Source organism: Mycoplasma sp. 13536 (genome assembly GCF_055523495.1).
In genome coordinates, this window is record NZ_JBVFVC010000001.1 from 42,634 (window position 1) to 62,391 (window position 19,758).

The 19,758-nt window shown below is 29.1% G+C and carries 19 protein-coding genes; 6 read left to right on the forward strand and 13 right to left on the reverse strand.

Translation table 4 applies throughout. The annotated features are described in order from the left end of the window. Positions 1-91: 91 nt before the first annotated feature. Together AC0B4N_RS00190 and AC0B4N_RS00195 are read right to left on the reverse strand one after the other, a co-directional pair. The gene (locus AC0B4N_RS00190) at positions 92-1,276 is read right to left on the reverse strand and encodes an IS30 family transposase (RefSeq protein WP_465101920.1); all 1,185 of its coding nucleotides are present in this window, start codon (positions 1,274-1,276) and stop codon (positions 92-94) included. Positions 1,277-1,763: 487 nt separating this feature from the next. Beyond that, positions 1,764-2,168 (reverse strand): hypothetical protein, encoded by a 405-nt coding sequence (locus tag AC0B4N_RS00195; RefSeq protein WP_465101793.1) that lies wholly within the window; start codon positions 2,166-2,168, stop codon positions 1,764-1,766. Positions 2,169-2,298: 130 nt separating this feature from the next. Here AC0B4N_RS00195 and efp point away from each other — a divergent pair, with 130 nt between their 5' ends. The 3 genes from efp to AC0B4N_RS00210 are packed head-to-tail and all read left to right on the forward strand — an operon-like array spanning position 2,299 to position 3,488. Continuing rightward, on the forward strand, positions 2,299-2,859 hold the full coding sequence (efp, locus tag AC0B4N_RS00200; RefSeq protein WP_465101921.1) for an elongation factor P: 561 nt from the start codon (positions 2,299-2,301) through the stop codon (positions 2,857-2,859). 3 nt (positions 2,860-2,862) lie between these two features. Then, positions 2,863-3,174 (forward strand): MMB_0454 family protein, encoded by a 312-nt coding sequence (locus tag AC0B4N_RS00205; protein WP_465101922.1) that lies wholly within the window; start codon positions 2,863-2,865, stop codon positions 3,172-3,174. Next, positions 3,174-3,488, forward strand: coding sequence for a hypothetical protein (locus AC0B4N_RS00210; protein WP_465101923.1), 315 nt, complete (start codon positions 3,174-3,176; stop codon positions 3,486-3,488). Before AC0B4N_RS00205 ends, AC0B4N_RS00210 begins: the two co-directional genes overlap by 1 nt. Positions 3,489-3,524: 36 nt before the next feature. Here the strand turns inward: AC0B4N_RS00210 and AC0B4N_RS00215 are convergent, their stop codons facing one another. Next, positions 3,525-4,436 carry a 1-phosphofructokinase gene (locus AC0B4N_RS00215; protein ID WP_465101924.1) on the reverse strand — a complete coding sequence of 304 codons (912 nt, stop codon included), beginning with the start codon at positions 4,434-4,436 and terminating at the stop codon, positions 3,525-3,527. A gap of 7 nt (positions 4,437-4,443) precedes the next feature. Next, positions 4,444-6,510, reverse strand: coding sequence for a PTS fructose transporter subunit IIABC (locus AC0B4N_RS00220; RefSeq protein WP_465101925.1), 2,067 nt, complete (start codon positions 6,508-6,510; stop codon positions 4,444-4,446). Positions 6,511-6,707: 197 nt separating this feature from the next. On the opposite strand from AC0B4N_RS00220, the gene AC0B4N_RS00225 reads away from it, so the two are divergent. Together AC0B4N_RS00225 and AC0B4N_RS00230 are read left to right on the forward strand one after the other, a co-directional pair. Continuing rightward, complete coding sequence (locus AC0B4N_RS00225; protein WP_465101926.1) at positions 6,708-7,892, forward strand: IS30 family transposase; 1,185 nt, start codon at positions 6,708-6,710, stop codon at positions 7,890-7,892. Positions 7,893-8,161: 269 nt separating this feature from the next. Then, on the forward strand, positions 8,162-9,169 hold the full coding sequence (locus tag AC0B4N_RS00230; RefSeq protein WP_465101927.1) for a nicotinate phosphoribosyltransferase: 1,008 nt from the start codon (positions 8,162-8,164) through the stop codon (positions 9,167-9,169). A 50-nt stretch (positions 9,170-9,219) separates the two neighbouring features. Here the strand turns inward: AC0B4N_RS00230 and AC0B4N_RS00235 are convergent, their stop codons facing one another. From AC0B4N_RS00235 to ftsY, 4 genes are all read right to left on the reverse strand, one after another. After that, entirely contained in the window at positions 9,220-9,342 is a 123-nt protein-coding gene (locus AC0B4N_RS00235; protein ID WP_465101800.1) for a hypothetical protein, read from the reverse strand. Between the two features lie 27 nt (positions 9,343-9,369). After that, positions 9,370-10,164, reverse strand: a complete 795-nt coding sequence (locus AC0B4N_RS00240) for a type II toxin-antitoxin system death-on-curing family toxin (protein WP_465101928.1) — start codon at positions 10,162-10,164, stop codon at positions 9,370-9,372. A 204-nt stretch (positions 10,165-10,368) separates the two neighbouring features. Continuing rightward, positions 10,369-10,599, reverse strand: coding sequence for a sigma factor-like helix-turn-helix DNA-binding protein (locus AC0B4N_RS00245; RefSeq protein ID WP_465101802.1), 231 nt, complete (start codon positions 10,597-10,599; stop codon positions 10,369-10,371). Further along, the gene (gene ftsY / locus AC0B4N_RS00250) at positions 10,589-11,635 is read right to left on the reverse strand and encodes a signal recognition particle-docking protein FtsY (RefSeq protein ID WP_465101929.1); all 1,047 of its coding nucleotides are present in this window, start codon (positions 11,633-11,635) and stop codon (positions 10,589-10,591) included. The genes AC0B4N_RS00245 and ftsY overlap by 11 nt, the downstream gene beginning before the upstream one ends. A 63-nt stretch (positions 11,636-11,698) precedes the next feature. Between ftsY and msrB the strand changes: the two genes are divergently transcribed. Beyond that, positions 11,699-12,127, forward strand: coding sequence for a peptide-methionine (R)-S-oxide reductase MsrB (gene msrB / locus AC0B4N_RS00255; protein ID WP_465101930.1), 429 nt, complete (start codon positions 11,699-11,701; stop codon positions 12,125-12,127). Positions 12,128-12,137: 10 nt separating this feature from the next. Here the strand turns inward: msrB and pgmB are convergent, their stop codons facing one another. From pgmB to AC0B4N_RS00280, 5 genes are all read right to left on the reverse strand, one after another. Further along, on the reverse strand, positions 12,138-12,818 hold the full coding sequence (gene pgmB / locus AC0B4N_RS00260; protein ID WP_465101931.1) for a beta-phosphoglucomutase: 681 nt from the start codon (positions 12,816-12,818) through the stop codon (positions 12,138-12,140). Further along, positions 12,811-15,210, reverse strand: a complete 2,400-nt coding sequence (locus tag AC0B4N_RS00265) for a glycosyl hydrolase family 65 domain-containing protein (protein ID WP_465101932.1) — start codon at positions 15,208-15,210, stop codon at positions 12,811-12,813. Before AC0B4N_RS00265 ends, pgmB begins: the two co-directional genes overlap by 8 nt. A 10-nt stretch (positions 15,211-15,220) precedes the next feature. Then, positions 15,221-16,858, reverse strand: a complete 1,638-nt coding sequence (locus AC0B4N_RS00270; protein ID WP_465101933.1) for an alpha-amylase family glycosyl hydrolase — start codon at positions 16,856-16,858, stop codon at positions 15,221-15,223. A 2-nt stretch (positions 16,859-16,860) separates the two neighbouring features. Further along, positions 16,861-18,906 carry an alpha-amylase family glycosyl hydrolase gene (locus AC0B4N_RS00275; protein ID WP_465101934.1) on the reverse strand — a complete coding sequence of 682 codons (2,046 nt, stop codon included), beginning with the start codon at positions 18,904-18,906 and terminating at the stop codon, positions 16,861-16,863. 142 nt (positions 18,907-19,048) lie between these two features. After that, on the reverse strand, positions 19,049-19,756 hold the full coding sequence (locus AC0B4N_RS00280) for a winged helix-turn-helix domain-containing protein (protein WP_465101810.1): 708 nt from the start codon (positions 19,754-19,756) through the stop codon (positions 19,049-19,051). Between the last annotated feature and the right edge of the window lie 2 nt (positions 19,757-19,758).

A 19,758-nucleotide genomic window follows, 5' to 3' on the forward strand; every position in this document is an offset into this window, starting at 1 on the left:
ACACGGCAGTGTTTTCTCGGCGGTTTTGCTTACTTTTGTCAAAAGTAAGGCCCCTTTGATTGCAATCAAAGGCGGGGGATTTAAAAAATTTTTAGGTTATCTTATATTGCCGTACAACTTGTCGGTAGTTATTTATTTTATCCATCATATAATCAATTTCTTGCTGAGAGTATTTATCTAAGCTTTTTCCTTTGGGAATGTAATACCTAATTAAGCGGTGCATATTTTCTATTGAACCTTTTTGTCATGAACTATATGGTTGGCATTTAAATAATCTTTCAGTTGGAATGACCTGGTGCAATAATACATTCTCACTACCATTATCAACAGTTAAAGTTTTAATGTCTAAGTTATGTTTCTTGATTAGTTTGACAAGAGTTTGTTTGATAGCTTTGGAGTTGCGTTTTGAGAGCATAGCATAAGACATTCTGGTTTGCCGTTCAATTATGGTTACAATACAATATGTATCATTGATTTTACCAATAACGGTGTCTAATTCAAAATGGCCGTGTTCAGAGCGATCATTAATATAAGCTGGACGTTTTGAAATTTCTGTAGCATATTTTAATGTTTTAGGTTTGGTTTGTTTTTGCTTCCTTATGCCATATTTGCCTTCAGATTTTTTAACAATATGGTCAAAATCAAGGAAATAAGGGTATTTTTTAATTATTTTATAAATTGTACTAGGCGAAGGAGCAAATTCATCAGGGGATAATTTTTTAAAAGAATTAACAAGATAGGTAACTGATTTCTTAACTTCTTTTTGCTGCAAATTCTTTTTGTTTCTATTTTTATTGTATGTATTAAGTTCACTATACCAATATTTTCTGTAGGCCTTTCATTTCTCTTTAATTGCATCACTTACAAAAAAGAGTCGCGAAAATGAATAACCTAATAAATGTTCGTATAGTTTAGTAAAATTAAGGGTTTTAACACGCATTACTCTTTTTGAGCACTTAGGACAAACATAGCGATTTTGTTTATCTAAACTAAGTAGTCTGCGATTTGTAATAATTTGGATTTTACTTTTTATACTTCGAATGTCTCTATCAAAAATCTTGGCTACTTCTTGGATTGAGAAGCCTTCAGAAAGTTCTTGTAAAATATTATAAAGTTGTTCTAGATCTATTTGGTCTGATCTTAATTTTCGATGCGACTCAAGAGCTCCTTGCATTTTCAAGATAGTGTTGTAATTCTCTTCGATTTTAAAATGTTGATATTTATTTTCTTTTCGATATTTGTCAAAAACACAAATATATTTTTCTAAATTTTTCATATAATTTTAAAGTCTCCTTTCATTTTTTTAAAATTTATTAATACAACTATTTTATTACAAGGCAGACAAAAACAATGTCACATGCAAAAAACTTGCATGTGACATTTCCAATTAATACTTATATAATGCAAAATACACAATTGTTCTCACACCAGGATATATCCCAAGTGCTGTTTAGGATATAAAAGGAACTAACGCTTGCATAATTACTTCATATTGCTTTGCAAATTTAATAACTAAATATATATTTAAAATATATAAAAATAAACAAGAATGTAGTTATGAAATATTTAATGATGTAATATTAAAAAATCTTGGAACTGATATAAGTAAAAAATATATAAAATTATTGACGATATATTAGGTATTTCAACACATTAATTTAATAAAATATTAATACACTTATATAAAACAACAAAGCGGGCATATTAATGACCGCTTTGTTTATATTTATACTTTATCCACTTTTGTTTTATTTAATTAACATTTAAAAGAATAATCGAGGCTTTTGATTCTTTTTATAAATATACGTTAAACTAAATTTTGAATTACGATTTTCAAAGATTTTTTGCATTCTTTGCAAGATTTTAACTTGCTTATCAGTTGGTAAACTTAATGGCTTTTTATTATATTTATATAAGTTAATATGCCTGGCTAAATTTATTTTAGAAATTTTATAAAAACGATCTAAATGAATTTTATAATAAGGTTCTTTAAAAGCACTGAATAAATAAGCTCGGCCTGGATTTTGGCATAATGTCCCAAAAATCACTTCATCTTTTAAATCTACTAAAGTAATTAATAATTCACAAGGGCGCTTGGCAAATATTTCAATGCCTTCTTTTAAATTACGTTTTGGTTTATAAATTTTAAACATCTCAATCTTGTGCATTTCTCTATTGCTCCATTCATTAATAAATTAAAATATTTTTTATTAAAGAACTAAAAGTGAACTAAAGCAAAAAACACATATTATAGTATAATAATAATATTAACTATATATTAAAAAGGAGTTTTAAATTATGATTAATGTTAATGAATTTAAACCAGGAATCACATTCCAAGACGAAGGTGAAATCTATGTTGTGCTTGAAGCACAACATTCTAAACAAGGTAGGGGCCAAGCCAACGTTAAAGCAAAGGTAAAAAATTTACGTACTGGTTCAACTACAATTAAATCTTATACTGGGGGCGATAAAGTTAAACCAGCTCACATTGATAAACGTAAGATGGATTATTTATATAATGATAGTGAAAATGTCATTTTAATGGATAAAGAAACTTATGAGCAAATTGAAATTCCATTAAATCGTTTAGAATGAGAAATTAATTTTCTGAAAGAAGGAATGGAAGTACAAATTCGTAAATTCCAAGACGAAGTCTTGGATATTGAATTGCAAACAAATATATCTTTATTAGTTACTAATGCACCAGATGCCGTAAAAGGTAATACCACAACTAACCCACAAAAGAAAGTAATTTTAGAAACTGGTTTTGAACTTGAAACCCCAATGTTTATCAAAGATGGAGATTTAATTATTGTCTCAACTGAAACTGGTAAATACGTTGGAAAAAGTAAATAAACAATGCAAGATTGAATTAATGTAAAATATCTTTTTAACCAAATTTATATGGTTGATAAAGAAGCAATTGAAGATGTGATTAAAAATGCTTTTAAAGAGCAAAAGCATTTTAAACTTATGCCTTCATCCCATATTAAAATTGAACCAGATCATAGTGATTTGCAAGTTTTTTTAGATTTAAAAATTAATAGAAATAATCTTAATGATCAAGCCAAGTTAATCAATTCACTTGTCACAGAACTTAATACCCAAATCAAAAAACTAATTATCAAAAAACCAAAAAATATTCAAGTTGTCATGTTAGGAACCTTTTAGTGCAAAATCCTAACTTGCCCCAAGACTATGCAATATTAAGATTATTGTTTTTAGAAGATATCAAACAAGAATTAACAAAACTTTCTAAAAAGAAAGTTTTGAATAAAAAAAGTCAAAAATATCAAAATTTATTAATAAAGTTAAAAACTCAATTAGAAAGTTTTGAAATTTCAAACCAAGAATTAAAATTAAATAAATTAGCTTATGAAAAAATTAAACGTGAGCAAACTTTTGATAAACTTAAATGATATTTTATTGGTGGCTTAATTATCTTCTTTATTGCAATAGCACTCAGCATTTATTTTGCTATTTAAAAATATCACTTTTTTACAAAGTGATATTTTATTTTGTTAATGAAGCACTTTTACTTTAACATGTGATAGGTATTTTTTGGTTTGCTCCAAGGTTCCAACGTGCTCACTAGCTACCGTTCCCATTGCTCCAGCACTGGCAAATAAAAGCGAGTTTGCTGCATCACTAGTTTCTAAATATTTAGCACAAAATAAGGCAATCATGCTATCGCCTGCCCCAGTAGCAGAAACTACCTTAATTGGTTTAATAATTGATGCTTTAAGGATTTGTCCATCTTTTGTTAAAGCATATGAACCATCTTTATCCATTGAAACAATAATATTTTGAGCCCCGTAAGTTTGCAATTGCTTCATTGCACTAAGCAAGTCTTGCTCATGATTAATTTCAAACTTAAAGTTACGTTTTAATTCATCAAGGTTGGGTTTAATTAAATAAGGATGGAAACTTAAAAATTCTTTAAGATTTGGTGAATCAATATCCAAAACAAAGTTAACTTTGTTTTGTTTTAAAATTTCTAAAATTTCTTTTAAAAATGCATCATCACTTAACCCCATGATCATTAACATATCTTGGCTTGTTAACTTTGCAATTTGCTCTAAAACTTTTACTTTAATTTCAGATGTTAAAATTGTTCTTGGTCCGTTTAACTCAAAAGAATCTTTAGCTCCATAATATTTAATATTAATCCTAGTTAGTTTTGGGTGATTAATATTAATAATTTCTAAGGATTCATGTTTAAATAAATCTTGGAACGAATTAAAGGTATGTTGGTCAAATAAGCTAAAGGCAATATTATCAAAGTTATGACGTTTTAATATTAGCGAAGCATTAATGCCTTTGCCTCCAGGCAAAAGCTTGGAATCTTGATATCTATTGACAGTTTCTAAAGAGAAATCTTCAGATTTAATTAATAAATCTGAAGATGGTGATAAAGTAAGGGTATAAATCATAGCTTTGTTATTTTTTAACAAAAATTCAATTTGGGTATTTTTGGTTTAATTTTGTAAAGAGGATAATTGCTCCAGCTTGGGCTAAAGCTCCAGCTAAAATTGAAGCAATTCAAAACACAATCCCTAAACCAGCTGAAGTCCCAAAATCACTGAATAAGTTAGTTCTTGCTAAAAATCCAACAAAGATTCCACCGTGAGGTGCAATTATGTTAACACCTAATGAAGCTGATAAAATACCAGCTACTGCTCCACCAATCACGTTAGATGGTACTAATACTTTAGGGTTTTTAGAAGTATATGGAATTGCACCTTCTGAAATAAAGCTCATTCCAAATAAAATATTCGAATATTTACCTGAGTTAATTTCATCTTTAGTTCATAGTTTTTTACTAATAAACATTGATAATGCAATTCCAAGTGGAGGTACCATACCTGCAGCCATAACAGCCGCCATTGAAACACTCGATGTTCCGTTTGCAATAGTTAAAGTTCCAAAGATATATGCTGCTTTATTAATTGGTCCCCCAAGATCAATAGCCATCATAGCACCTAGAATTAATCCTAAGATTCAAGCCAATTGAGGACGGTTTTCAAATAATCCTAAGAATAACACTAATGCTAAGTTAATGTAAATTAAGACAATATTAGCAACTCAGAATAATAAAGCAATTGTTAAAGTTCCAAATAATGGAATAAATAAAATATTTTTAATTCCTTGCATGGTTTTTGGTAATTTACCAAAAATATATTTTGAAAAAACAATTACCATTGCTGCGGCAAAGAATGCTCCAAGGATTCCACCAATAAAACCTGAACCAGTCCCTAAAAATGAATCGGGGTTGGCTACTCCAGAATTGACAATTGAAGGTCTTAAAAAAGCATATGTCCCAGAAACTTGCCCAGAAGCAATAGCCCCAACGACAAATCCAGGCAATAACCCTTGGCGCCCTACTAATGAGTAAGTAATATAAGCAGCCAGCACAGGGACAGCAAGGTTAAGTCCAATTTTTCCAATATCAAAGATAACTTTTGATAATGGAGCATTAAATCCAAAGTTACTTAAAAAAGCACTTGAATTAATGTCTGTTTTATTAAGTCCACCAATAATAATGTCTAGTAAAAATCCAATTGCTAATAAAATTCCACCAAAGACAATAAATGGTAACATGTGAGAAATTCCAGACATTAAAGAACGACGTAGTTTTCCGCTAAAGCCATCAAAAGTCATTTCAGCAAATGATTCTTCGCTAGTTTTAGCACCTTTTATTTTCTTTCCTTTTTGATCTAAAATTTCTTGAATTTGCTCTCTAGTCTTATAGATTGCTTTTTGGGTTGAGATTTCTAAAACATTAGTTGCATTACTAAATTTAGATTTTTCAATCTCGCGATCAGTTGCTAAAATAACACCTTTAGCATTGGCAATATCTTTTTCAGTTAAAGTATTTTTAACCCCTTCTGCACCTTGGGTTTCAACTTTAATTCTTAAATTCATTTTCTTAGCTTGCTCAACTAACTTTTCTTTAGCTAAGAAAGTGTGGGCAATACCAGTAGGACAAGCAGTAACTGCGACAATGTCATAAGTTCCTTCTTGATCTAGTAATTCCTCAAGTTCATCTTGTGGTTCAAAAGCATCAAATAATGCTAAAAATTCATCAGCACTTTGAACTTTGTCTAATGCCTTAATAAATTGTTCTTTAAGTAATAAAGACGATAATTTTTGCATTACTTCAATATGTCCTGATTCTCTTTGGTCTTTTGATAAAGCAATTCCAAAGATATATTTTACCGGTTGATTATCTAATGCTTGCCAATCAAGGTTATTTACTCTAGCAAAGAGCAAAGTGCTCATTGTTATAGTATCATCACCTAAATGTGGCATCGCAATGTGATCACCAATCCCTGTTGAATTTTGATTTTCTCTTTCTTTAAAAAGATCGTAAATTTTTTGGTTATCTAATCCATAGTTTTTTGAAACAAGTTCACTAGCAAAAAACTTTAAAACTTCATCTTTAGAAGTAAAGTTTTTATCCAAGTAAATTGTATCTTTGTTGTTAAATAATGATCTAATCTTCATAGTTCCTTTCGTTGTTATCTAATTAAATTATAGATCATTCTCTTTGATATACGTATATATAAGATGAAAAAACCTGGAAATATTAATTGGAAATGTCACATGCAAGATTTTTTGCATGTGACATTGTTTTTGTCTGCCTTGTAATAAAATAGTTGTATTAATAATTTTTCAAAAAATAAAGGAGACCTTAAAATTATATGAAAAATTTAGAAAAATATATTTGTGTTTTTGACAAATATCGAAAAGAAAATAAATATCAACATTTTAAAATCGAAGAGAATCATAATACTATCTTGAAAATGCAAGGAACTCTTGAGTCGCAACGAAAATTACGAGCAAACCAAATCGATCTAGAACAACTTTATAATATTTTACAAGAACTTTCTGAAGGTTTCTCGATCCAAGAAGTAGCCAAGATTTTTGATAGAGACATTCGAAGTATAAAAAGGAAAATCGAAATTATTACAAATCGCAGACCACTTAGTTTAGATAAACAAAATCGCTATGTTTGTCCTAAGTGTTCAAAAAGAGTAATGCGGGTTAAAACCCTTAATTTTACCAAGCTATACGAACATTTATTAGGCTATTCATTTTCGCGACTCTTTTTTGTAAGTGATGCAATTAAAGAGAAATGAAAGGCCTACAGAAAATATTGGTATAGTGAACTTAATACATACAATAAAAATAGAAATAAAAAGAACTTGCAGCAAAAAGAAGTTAAGAAATCAGTTACCTATCTTGTGAATTCTTTTAAAAAATTATCCCCTGATGAATTTGCTCCTTCACCTAGTACAATTTATAAAATAATTAAAAAATACCCTTATTTCCTTGATTTTGACCACATTGTTAAAAAATCTGAAGGTAAATATGGCATAAGGAAGAAAAAACAAACCAAACCTAAAACATTAAAATATGCAACAAAAATTTCGAAACGTCCAGCTTATATTAATGATCGCTCTGAACACGGCCATTTTGAATTAGACACCGTTATTGGTAAAATCAATGATACATATTGTATTGTGACCATAATTGAACGGCAAACCAGAATGTCTTATGCTATGCTTTCAAAACGCAACTCCAAAGCCATCAAACAAACTCTTGTCAAACTAATCAAGAAACACAACTTAGACATTAAAACTTTAACAGTTGATAATGGTAGTGAAAATGTCTTATTGCACCAGGTTATTCCAACTGAAAGATTATTTAAATGCCAACCATATAGTTCATGACAAAAAGGTTCAATAGAAAATATGCACCGCTTAATTAGGTATTACATTCCCAAAGGAAAAAGCATGGATAAATACTCTCAGCAAGAAATTGATTATATGATGGAAAAAATAAATAACTATCGGCAAGTTGTCCGGAAATATAAGATAACCTAAAATTTTTTTAATCCCCCGCCTTTGATTGCAATCAAAGGGGCCTTACTTTTGACAAAAGTAAGCAAAACCGACGAGAAAACACTGCCGTGTTTTCTGTTTTCTCATACATTTTTTTATCTAAAAATTATGTTAAAATTAAAAGACAATTATTTTGTTAATATCTCGCAAGTGACTTTTCCAAAAAACAAAAAACCTGGAAATGTTTCCACTTCTTTTAATTTTATTATTTTATGGTATAATAATCTTTAATACTTTAGATAGGAATGAAGATGAATTACGAAAAATATACAGCAGCTTATTTTGAAACAACTAAAGAAATTTTAGCAAGCGAAAAGCCCGATAACGTTATTGTTATGCAATTTTTCCAACGTAAAAATAATTGTATTTTAGGGGGTATAAATGAAGTCTTAGCTTTCTTAAAAGCTAAGACTGATACTACAAAATACACAATTAAATATTTACCAGAAGGAACCATAGTTAATGAATTAGACATAGTTTTAGAACTGGAAGGTCATTACCAAGATTTTGGACAGTGAGAAGGGTTAATTGATGGAATTTTAACTCGTTATTCTTCTATAGCGACAAATGCAGCAAAATGTGTTAGGGCCGCAAGAAATAAACAAGTTATTTTCATGGGTGATCGAGCTGATCATTACATAACCCAAGAAATCGATGGAAAAGCCGTTGCTCTTGGTGGAATTAAACTAGTTTCAACTTTAGCCCAAAAATCACACCAAGATGATATTCATGATGAAAATCTCTTTGGTAGCATGCCACATGTTTTAGTTCAAGGTTTTAATGGAGATATTGTCAAAGCCGCTCAGGCATATATAAAATTATATCCAAAACGTAAATTAATTGCTTTAGTTGACTACCACAATAACGTGATTCAAGAAAGTTTAAAACTATGAACTGCCTTAGGCGATAAAGTTTGAGGTGTTAGAATTGATACTTCAAAAAGTTTATCAGATCATATGTTTGATCAAGAAGCACCTAAATATGGTGTAGTTCCTGAGCAAGTGATTCGCCTGCGTAAAGCATTAGATCAAGCCGGAGCTACTAACTATAAAATAATTGTTTCATCTGGATTTAACCATTCTAAAATAAAATGATTTGAAGATCTTAAAGTTCCAGTTGATTATTATGGAGTTGGACAAAGTATTGTTAAAATGACTAATACTTTCTCAGCTGATGCTACTATGCTAAATGGACATAATCAAGCTAAAGAAGGGCGCTATTACCGTTATAACCCAAAACTAATAGAATATAAAGGTTAAGTAAAAGCAACACTTATAGGTAAGTGTTGCTTTTATATTATAAAAAGTAATTATAGTTCGGCTAAAGCTTTCATAACTCTGACAAGCTTTTCCCAGTCTCCATTCCTCTTCATTTGCACATCAAGCGGTTCAACATATTTATCGAGATTTTCTACGTATTCTTTTAATGTCATGATACCTCCTATTTAATATTGTATTTATTATACCATATTTTCTGGATTCGAATTAATTAATGTATTTTTTATAATTCACTCTTTTATCTCTTTTTTAACTTTTTCTTGTCTTTCTTTAGTGCTCGTTCCTTTGTCATTTTTAATAATAAAATTATAGCATCATTTATAAATTGCGTTTTTATCATTATTAGCTATTAGTTCTCCATCATTTAATAATTCAATAAAATCTTCATATGACCTATTTGACAGTCTTGATACAAAGCAAAACATTTCTCGTTCTTGTGCTACTTGATAACTATTTTTCATTGTTAAATCAGAAGATCATTTAAAATAAAATCCAAAATTTCTTAATAAGTTGATTAAAAATAAAAAACAAAAACGTTTATTCCCATTTTTAAGTTTATGAGGGACAAGCATTTGAATTAAAATTGTAGCAAAGAAATCAAAAATATCATTTATCTCAATATAACCTAATCGTATGTAATATAACATATTTGAAATTAATGTATTAAAAGTATCATTATCATTAACATAATCATAATCTTTTGCTCCTTCGTTTTTAAAATTATTTTTTGCGTAACTAAATGTTTTAGCTAATGTAGATTCTATCAATTTCATAATATATTCATTATCATATTGATCTTGTAAATTTATAACTAATGCAATTAGTTTTATTTCTTGATGTTTAGAAGAAAATTTACTATTCAAAAAATATTTATCGCTTTTTTTAAATAATAAAATACTTTTTAATTTTGCTATAAAAGAATCAAAATTATCATATTCACTTTTGGTTATTAAAATTTTAGTACTTAAAAAAGTCATTTCTTAAAACCTCCTATAATATAGAATAATTATATTCTAAAAGGGAACAAAATCTTTATTTTATAAGAATTGAAATCGCAATTATAAGACTAATTTAATATTAAAGAATATTGGAAATTTTAATAAATGTTTTCTAAACTTTGCATAAATAAGAATATAGAAAAAATAGTATACAAAAACAGGCAAATAAATGCCTGTTTTTGATTATTTATTATAAACTTGTTCACTAAGTTTTATTAATTTAGCTAATGATTTCTTGGCAGCATCATAAGCAGCTGCACGGGATGTTGCCATTATTTTTGCAATTTCACCATAAGAGAGATCTTGATAAAAATAAAGCTCAAACACTTGCCGCTGAGTTTGAGTTAATAAATTCTTGTATTTTTCGTAAAGTAATGTATAAAACTGTATTTTATCCAAATCTTTATGAAGCATGTATTAAATCCTTTGTTAGTTGGTAGATAAAGAGTTCAAGGTCAAATTCTTGAAAATCATTGATTTGCTCACCTAAGCCAATATATTTAACATCTAAATTATATTCATCTTTAATTGATAAAACAATTCCACCTTTAGATGTACCGTCTAATTTTGTTAAAATAACCCCTGTTAAATTGGCTATTTCTTTAAAGCTTTTAGCTTGTGAAAGACCATTTTGTCCGGTAGTTGCATCTAAAACTAATAATGATTCATGTGGTGCATCAGGAATAAAGCGCTTTATAATTCCAACCATCTTTGATAATTCGCTCATTAAATTAACTTTATTTTGTAATCTACCTGCTGTATCAATGATTAATAAATCATATTGCTCGCTAGTTGCTTTTTCTAAAGCTTGGAAAACTACTGAAGATGGATCGCCCCCTTCTTTTTGTGGTTTAATAATATCCGCTCCTACTCGCTGAGCTCAAATGCCTAATTGGTTGACTGCCCCAGCTCTAAAGGTATCACCAGCAGCAATTAAAACCTTTTTGCCTTGCATAATATATTTATGAGCCATTTTAGCTATTGAAGTTGTTTTACCAGAACCATTAACCCCCACAAAGATAAAAACATTTAAACGATCATTTTGGAAATTTAAATTAGTATTTGTAATGGTGCTCCCGGTATAAATCACAAATAATTGATCCGCAATTAATTCCCCAATTAATTTTGGATCATCAATATTATTCGTTCTTACTTCTGACTTTATTTTTTCAATAATGACATTAACTAATTTTAAATTGATGTCAGACATAATTAAGAGTTCTTCTAATTCTTCAAAAAAATCTTCATCAATTTGATTATATTTATTTTGTATCTCTAAGATTTTTTTACCAAGACTCGAGCTATTTTCTAGACCTGCCTCATATTTTTTAAATTTCTCACTATTTATAATTGCTTTTTGTTCTTCTTGTTTTAATTCTAGTTTTAAAGTTTCAACATCTTTGGTTTCTTTCTTGAAAACCTTGTTAATTAAATTCTTAAAAAATCCCATGCATATATTTTAATATATTATTGTAAGTTTGTTGCTTTAATTTTAATTTGTTATAATAAAACAATGAAAAAAAGAAAAGATCTCAGTCATTTAACTGACTTACAATATAAAATTACCCAAGAAGGGTACACCGAAAGACCTTTTGAAAATGAATATGACCAACATTTTGAAAAAGGAATTTATGTTGACGTCGTAGATGGAAAGCCGCTATTTATTTCTAGTGATAAATTTGATTCGGGCTGTGGTTGGCCCGCATTTAGTAAACCAATTGATCATTCTGTTGTTTCAGAGCACCTTGATTTATCACATAATATGGTTCGCACTGAAGTTAAAAGCACTAGTGCAAATTCGCATTTAGGACATGTTTTTAATGATGGACCAAAAGATAAAGGTGGTTTAAGATATTGTATTAATTCAGGTTCTTTGAGATTCATAGCTTATGAGGATTTAGAACAAGAAGGATATACAGAATATAAAAAATTATTCAAATAAAAAACTAAGCTTATAGCTTAGTTTTTTGATTAAAATAATTGATAATTTTTTGATAATTTAATTCACTAGTATTAGTTAAAATTAAATTTGCACCAGAAAAATCTTCATGAGAATTATTAGTAATTACTACTGAATGCATTTTGGCTTCATTAATACCCGCAAGGCCCGCAGGTGCATCTTCAAACCCAATGCATTCACTTGGATCTAAATTAATTCCTTTTGCAGCTTGTAAGAAGATATCAGGAGCAGGTTTACCTGCTTTTACATCGCCAGGGTAAACAATAAAATCAAATAATTCAAAGATACCAAGTTTAGTTAAAATAAGTGGTGCGTTAAAACTACTTGAAGCAATTGCTAATTTAATTTTATTTGCTTTCGCTTCTTTTAAGAAATCTAATACTCCTGGTAATAATGAAGCTTCATTAATTTCAGTTTTTAATAATTCTTTATAATATTCATTTTTATCATTGGCAATTTGCAATAATTCTGCTTCGGTTAACTTTAATTCAGGTTTTTTTAAGCGAATTATTTCTTTTAATGTTTCAAGGCGCGGAATCCCTTTTAATTGTTCATTATCAGCTAAAGTATACTCAATGCCCAGATCTTTAACTTTATGTGCTCAAGATTGAAAGTGTAAAATAGCTGTGTCAGTAATTACACCATCTAGGTCAAAAACAAAACCTTTAATCACGGTTAATACCAAATTCTAAAACATTATTTTTTTGCATAAAGTTGTCTTTGTTAAAAGGTACATATTTACCTTGGACATTAATAAATAATTTTCCTTTGAAGTCTTCTGATTGCAATTTAACACTGAAAATTTGTTTGCCGACATTAACCTCGAAATTTGAGCCCTGGTATTTAAATTTGTATTTTAAACTAGTTCAATTATCAGGTAAGATTGGGTCTAAGTGTAACTTACCATTATGTCAATCTAAACCACCGAATCCAAATACAATCATTTGGTAAATTGCAGCTAATGCTCCAGCATGAATTCCAGCATTTGATGTATGCATGGCAGGGCCTAAATCAATGTTAATTCCATATTTAAAAATTGAATATGCTTTTTCAATATTTTTAAGCCTTGCTGCTTCAATAGCATAAGTAGCCGGGCTTAATGATGAATCATGGGTTGTAATAGGTTCATAATAATCAAAGTTGGCTTTACGCACTTCTTTAGAATATAAATGTGGCAAGATATTTAATAATAATACAACATCAGCTTGTTTGACAAGTTGTGATTCAAGGCGAAGGTGTCCTTCTTTGGTATTAAATAATTTTTTACCAGCATCCCCCAACATTTGGAATGGTAAAACATCTACTAATGGTAGTTGTAAGAAAGTATCATTTTCAGCAATAATTAAATTTTCATTTGGTAATTGTTGTTTTAATTTAGCTGATACATCTTGCAGTTTTTGATAATCAATTGGGTATGGAATTCTTTCTTGGAGTGCATTTCATACACCTTTTTTATTTACTTTTAAATAGTCAATATATTTAAGAGCTAAATCAATGTTATATTTAGCAAACATATTGATATAAGCATTATTGTCAATATTCCCTTTATATTCGTTTGGCCCCATAACATCTTTAATTTCATAAGTGCCATTGCTTTGTAATTCAGCACGATTGGCATAGAAAATTGCAGTATCAATGATCATTTCATATCCCATAGTTTCCATGAATTTATAATCCTTAGTAACTTGGAAATATTGATCAACAGCATAGGCAACATCAGCAGAAACGTGAATTTCTTGACGACGTGATGCAATTGGAACTTGCTGTCCGCTCACTACATCAGCTTGACCTCAATATGGACAAACTTCACCTTCAGTAGGTCAAGCCATTTCTCAAGGATATTGGGCTCCTTGCAAGTTACTTTCAGCATCACGTTCTTTTTGTTCAAGAGCTTTAGCTCTGGCCCCTTCTAGGCCTTTATATCTATATGTTAAAAGGTTTCTTACAATTCGAGGTTGATTAAATAAATAAATTGGATTAATAAAGAATTCAGTATCCCAAAAAGTATGTCCTTGGTATCCCTCACCAGAAAGTCCTTTAGCTCCAACATTCATATTAGTAGTATGTCTTGGCACAAATCCATTAAGGTGGAAAATTCCAAAATCCAGTGCTAAAGCATCATATTTAGCTTGCCCATTCCCTTCAATTTGCACTGAAAATTCATTTCAAACATTTGAATGCATTTTAGCAATTGAAGCTTGCTTTAATTGCTCATAATTAGCAGATAATAAATAAGTATGTTTTTGATTTGCTAAATCTTGTATTTCATCTTGTTTAAGCAATTTTTTAGCATCAACAGGTGTATGCACTGACATAATTTTTTCTAAAGTAAAGACATCGCCTACTTTTAATGGCACATTAATTTTAAATCCAATATAGCGGCGCTTCATTTCCACGATGTAATCATCAGTTCCACCGGTGATTAATTGATCATTTAGGTATGCCTTAGTAATCAAGTTATGAACAATAAAACGTTTTGAAATGGTCGTAGTTTGCGACATTTGTAATGATTCTTTTGTTAAACGGCGCTTATGACCTTCGCTAAAGTGCTGTGTTCCTGAGTTGGTTACTTGCCCATTGATTCTTGGTTTAATAAGTAAATTTACTTTTCCTAAATCATTTAATTCTAAAACTTTAACTTGGATTTTTTGAGCATATAAATTAGCATCATCTCGTGACACAAATCTTTCAAAGGTTAATTCATATTTACCACTTTTACGTGTTGCTATAATAGTTCTTTTTAAAAATCCATCTTTAATATATAAAGTTTTATTATATTGATCACAGCAACTTACTTCAAATTGTTCATTATTAAAATAAATTGGTGTAGTCATTAAATCAGCTAAATTAGCTAATTCTGATACTTCTTCTCTGGTATCTTTATTAAAGATACCATTAACAAAGAAGTTTTCTTTGTTATAAGAAGTATTTTCTTCATCAGCACTTCTTATTCCAATATGTCCATTTCCAAGTGCAAAAATACTCTCAGTTTTGGCAACCACATTTTTGTCAAATTTAATTTGTGAAATTGTTTTATTTTCTAAATCATATTTTAAGTAATTCATATTCCTCCTTTTATACTTCAATAAGTATTGATTCAAATGGTCTTAAAACAGTTTGTGGCATTTTTTGATCGCTATAACTAGACATGATCAAAGTTCCTGGTTTTGCTTCTAAACTAAGCTGATATTTAGTTGGATTTAAATAAACAGCTAATTTTTGGTTTTGGTAGCTACGTTCTATTACCAAAACACCGTTTTGGTCAACATAAATTTTTGATAATCCATAGATTAAAATATCATGATATTTATCTTTACGTAATGCAATTAAATCTTTGTAAAAGTAAAAAATACTATCTGGATCTTTTAAAGCAGCATAAACATTAATTTCATCTTTATTACGCCCATTTTTAATTCAAGGCTTATGCCCTCTATTAAATCCGGCATTTATAGATTTATTTCATTGCATTAAACCGCGCCCTGCATCACGTGAATTAATATTTAAATATTTAATAAATTCTTGTTCGCTATAAATTGGATTTTGGTCAACTAAGTCCCTAAAGCCATTTTTAATATCAACATCTCTAAATTCACTACGGTCATTAAAAGCAACGTTAACCATTCCAATTTCTTCTCCGTAGTAAATGCATGGAATTCCTTTTAAAGTTAAGAGCATTAAAGCATGAGTTTTAGCCGCTTCTTTACGGTAAAAAGTTTCATCTCCTCAACGCGAAATGCTACGCGATGTATCATGATTTGATAGAAAATTAGTAAACATATCTGAGGTAATATGAGGATTTTCTTGGAATGGAGCTTGTTGGTAAGCAAATTCTTTATAGTCTCAATTTGCATCTAGACCATTGCGCCCTGTTTCTTTTCCTCACCCAATTCATCACCACGCAAAATTAAAGTAATTATCAGATACTTTGTTTTCACCTGCTCCATATTGTAATAATTCTTGTGCACTAATACCACTTGCTTCTCCTAATGTATAAGCATCAGGTTTGTTAGCAAAAGCTAATTTACTAAATTCTTTCAGATATTCAACGGCTCCTTTATTTCAAGCAAAATATGGGTTTTTATCAACTTCATCGAACGTTTTAGCAACATGTTTAATAGCATCAAGTCTAAAACCACGTACTCCTAAATCATATCAAAAATCAATAACGTCAACCATAGCTTTAATAGTATCAGGATGAGCTCAGTTTAAATCCACTTGTTCTTTTGAAAATAGGTGGAAATAGTATTTATTTAATGATGGCACATATTCTCAAGCTGAGCCACCAAAAATACTTTTAGCTTTTTGTTCTTCTTGGGTTAATTCATCCCTTCAAATAAAGTAATTATGTTCTTTATTTGAAGGTGATTCTAAGGCTTTTAAGAACCATGAATGCTCGTTAGACACATGGTTTAAAACAATATCCATAATAATGTCTATGCCATATTCTTTAGCCTTAGCTGCCATTTTTTTAAAATCATCTAAAGTACCAAATTGTTTTCATACTGATTTATAGTCTAAAACATCATATCCAGCATCAACAAACTGAGTTTCATATGTTGGACAAAGCCAAATCCCATTGATACCTAGATTTTTTAAGTATCCTAATTTTTTTGTAATTCCTTTTAAATCTCCATCGCCATCATTATTTGCATCATAAAATGAACGAGGGAAAATTTGATAAAAGATTTTATCTTCTAATTTAATTGTTTTCACTTTTATTTATTCCTTTCTATTACTTGTGTTGAATGAGCTTTTAAAACTCCTGGTGTGTGATCTATTTTTGAATCAAAGATTAAATTACCTTGATACAAACTTAAATCAAAATCTCGATCACCAAAATTATGCAAGGCTAAAAGTTCTTTAGTTCCTTCTTGATTTGCAATGCTATAAATTAAAATTCCAGATTCTAGATCACTATATTCAAATTTTAATCTTTCAAACACTTTTTGATTTGTATCAAGCCTCAAATAATCATTAGCTAATCTAAAATGATTGATTTTGGCTTGAAAATCAAAAATATATTCTTTAACCTCAGGATTTTCTAAATGTTTTCATTTTAGCCCATTAGTATAATCAGTAGTTTTATATGAATTAGGCATAAAAGCATTATTGTCAGGTTTTTCATTAAAATCATCATGTAAGCTAGCTTGGCATTTAAAGCCTTCTTCACCACTTAAATCACATGGTTTGCTTTGCAATAATTCAGTTCCTGCTAAAGTTAAATGTCTCCCTTGGGTTAAATATGACATTAATAAACCTTGGCGGTAGGCTTCAAGACGCTGTTTAAAACTCTTTTTAGGACTTAAAATATTAATTTTATCCCATAAAGTCATACCATCATGGCATGCACTATAACTTAGGTTAATTCCAATATCATCATTATATAAGTCATATTTAGTTTTCGAATGTGGAATATTGCCAAAATCATAATCTTTTAAACCTCCAACAACACTAGTTACATATTGTTTATACTGAGTTTTCGAATATTTATGAATTAAGCCAGTTCCATACTTTTCATGCTCAGTTCCTTTAATTGCATCTCGTAAAGTATCATTAAAATATCCAAATTTAATTGTATTATTACTTGATCCTTTAATGTATGAACTACTAAATTCAAGGTCACTAAAAGGCCATGCTTCTCCATGTAAGATTATCTTTGGATTTAGTTTTCTTAGTTCTCTTGCAATTATATCCAAAGTTTCTTGGTGGTGAAAACATGAAAGATCAAAGCGAAAACCATCAACATTAAATACTTCAACATAATATTTTAATGAATCAATCATTAATTTTTGCACCATAAATCTTTCGTCAGCTAATGGTGGATAATTTACCGGACGTTTAGTTGCTTTATCACGATAATAATAATCAGGTAAAATATTATCAAAAATATTGTTTGTCATCATGTGATTATAAACCACATCAACAATTACACCAATATTTTGCTCATGTGCTTTATCAACTAAATTTCTAAATTCCTTAATTCTGGTATATGGATCTTTTGGGTTAGACGCATAAAGGCCATTAATTGTAAAATAGTTATGTGGATCATAACCTCAGTTATAATTAGTAGTTCACCCTTTCCCAGTTCCTTTTAAATAAATGGTTTTATCTAAATCATTTACAGTATATGCGGCATGGATTGGTAAAAGTTGCAAGTGGGTAAAACCTAAATTTTTTAAATATCCAAATAAATCATGTTTTAGTAAATTATTAAATTTACCTACTTTTTGGTATTTTGGTCTATTAGGTTTTAAACTTGTAAAATCACGCACATGCAGTTCATAAATATTTGCATCTACTGAATTATTTAAGTTAGTAACTAGATCTCTTGGTTTATCTCCTACTCTTGGTGAATTAAAATCAATAAAAGCACCTAAGCCAACTTTATCCTCCATCCCTTGTCAATTAAATGGAGCCATAGATTTAGCATAAGGATCTAATGCCCTAGTTACTTTATTACCTTGATGAATAATTTCAAAATTATAATAACTAGTTTGATATTTTTGTTTGTTAATTGTTATATCTCAAACAAAAATATCATTGCTTGTTTGTGCATAAACTTTTTGCATTGACAACTTTAAATATGGATTTTCTAAATCATTTTTTTTGTAAAGCAAAAGAAAGACTTCTTTTGCTAAAGGTTGCCATAATTTTATTTGAATTTTATTCTCTAAAATTATGACTCCTAAATCATTTTCCTTATAAGCAAATTTTTGATCAAATTCTTTAAAAAATTGCGAATCTTTTTTGACTAATTTCATATGCAATAATTATAATCATTATTATTAAATTTTTTAAAAACTACTAATACAACTTGACCAGTCAATCTATAGTATATAAAATTAATGATTCAATCATAAAAAGGAGTAAAAAAGCACCCTATTAAGGGTGCTTTTGTCTCTTTTATAATAAAGATATTTCTTGGTGATAAAATTTAAGGTGTTCTGGGTCAATATAATATTTACCAGCAATACAAATTGCTTCATCATCATAACCAAACATTGTTAAAACCATCATATTTTGGTGCCCTAAACGATTAACATCTTTTTCATATTCAAGGTGGTAAACTACGTTTTCAACTTTCTTTTTGTTATTAATAGTGTCAATTAATGGTACAGTCAAATCAATTGGTTCATTTTTACCAAGTCATTTTGCAGATAATCAAACTTCAGCTTCACCAATCACTTTATTTTTCTTATAAATTTTCTTTTGGAAAAATCTGGCTCCATCTGTAAAGATAATGTTTTTATCTGCAAATCATTCAGGTTCTACAAAGTCAAACACTTCATGCCCCATTTGACGGTCAGCTTTAATTAAATAACTAACTGGTTTAATTAAGTTATGGAAGTTTTCAGAAACAAAGTGTCCTCTTTTTTTAATTGAGTAAACTGCACCGATAGTACGTAGTTTTTGGTAAGCTGTGACAATAACACTACGAGAACATTTGAAACGTTCCATTAAAGCGTGTTCTGAAGGCATAATTTTATTAACTGGTACTTTCTTGGTTTTAATTAAGTCAATTAAATATAAAATAATCTCACTTGTTTTAGTAACATCTGGATCATCTAATTGAAAAGTATCTTTATATGTAAATTTATATTTTGGTCTCATAA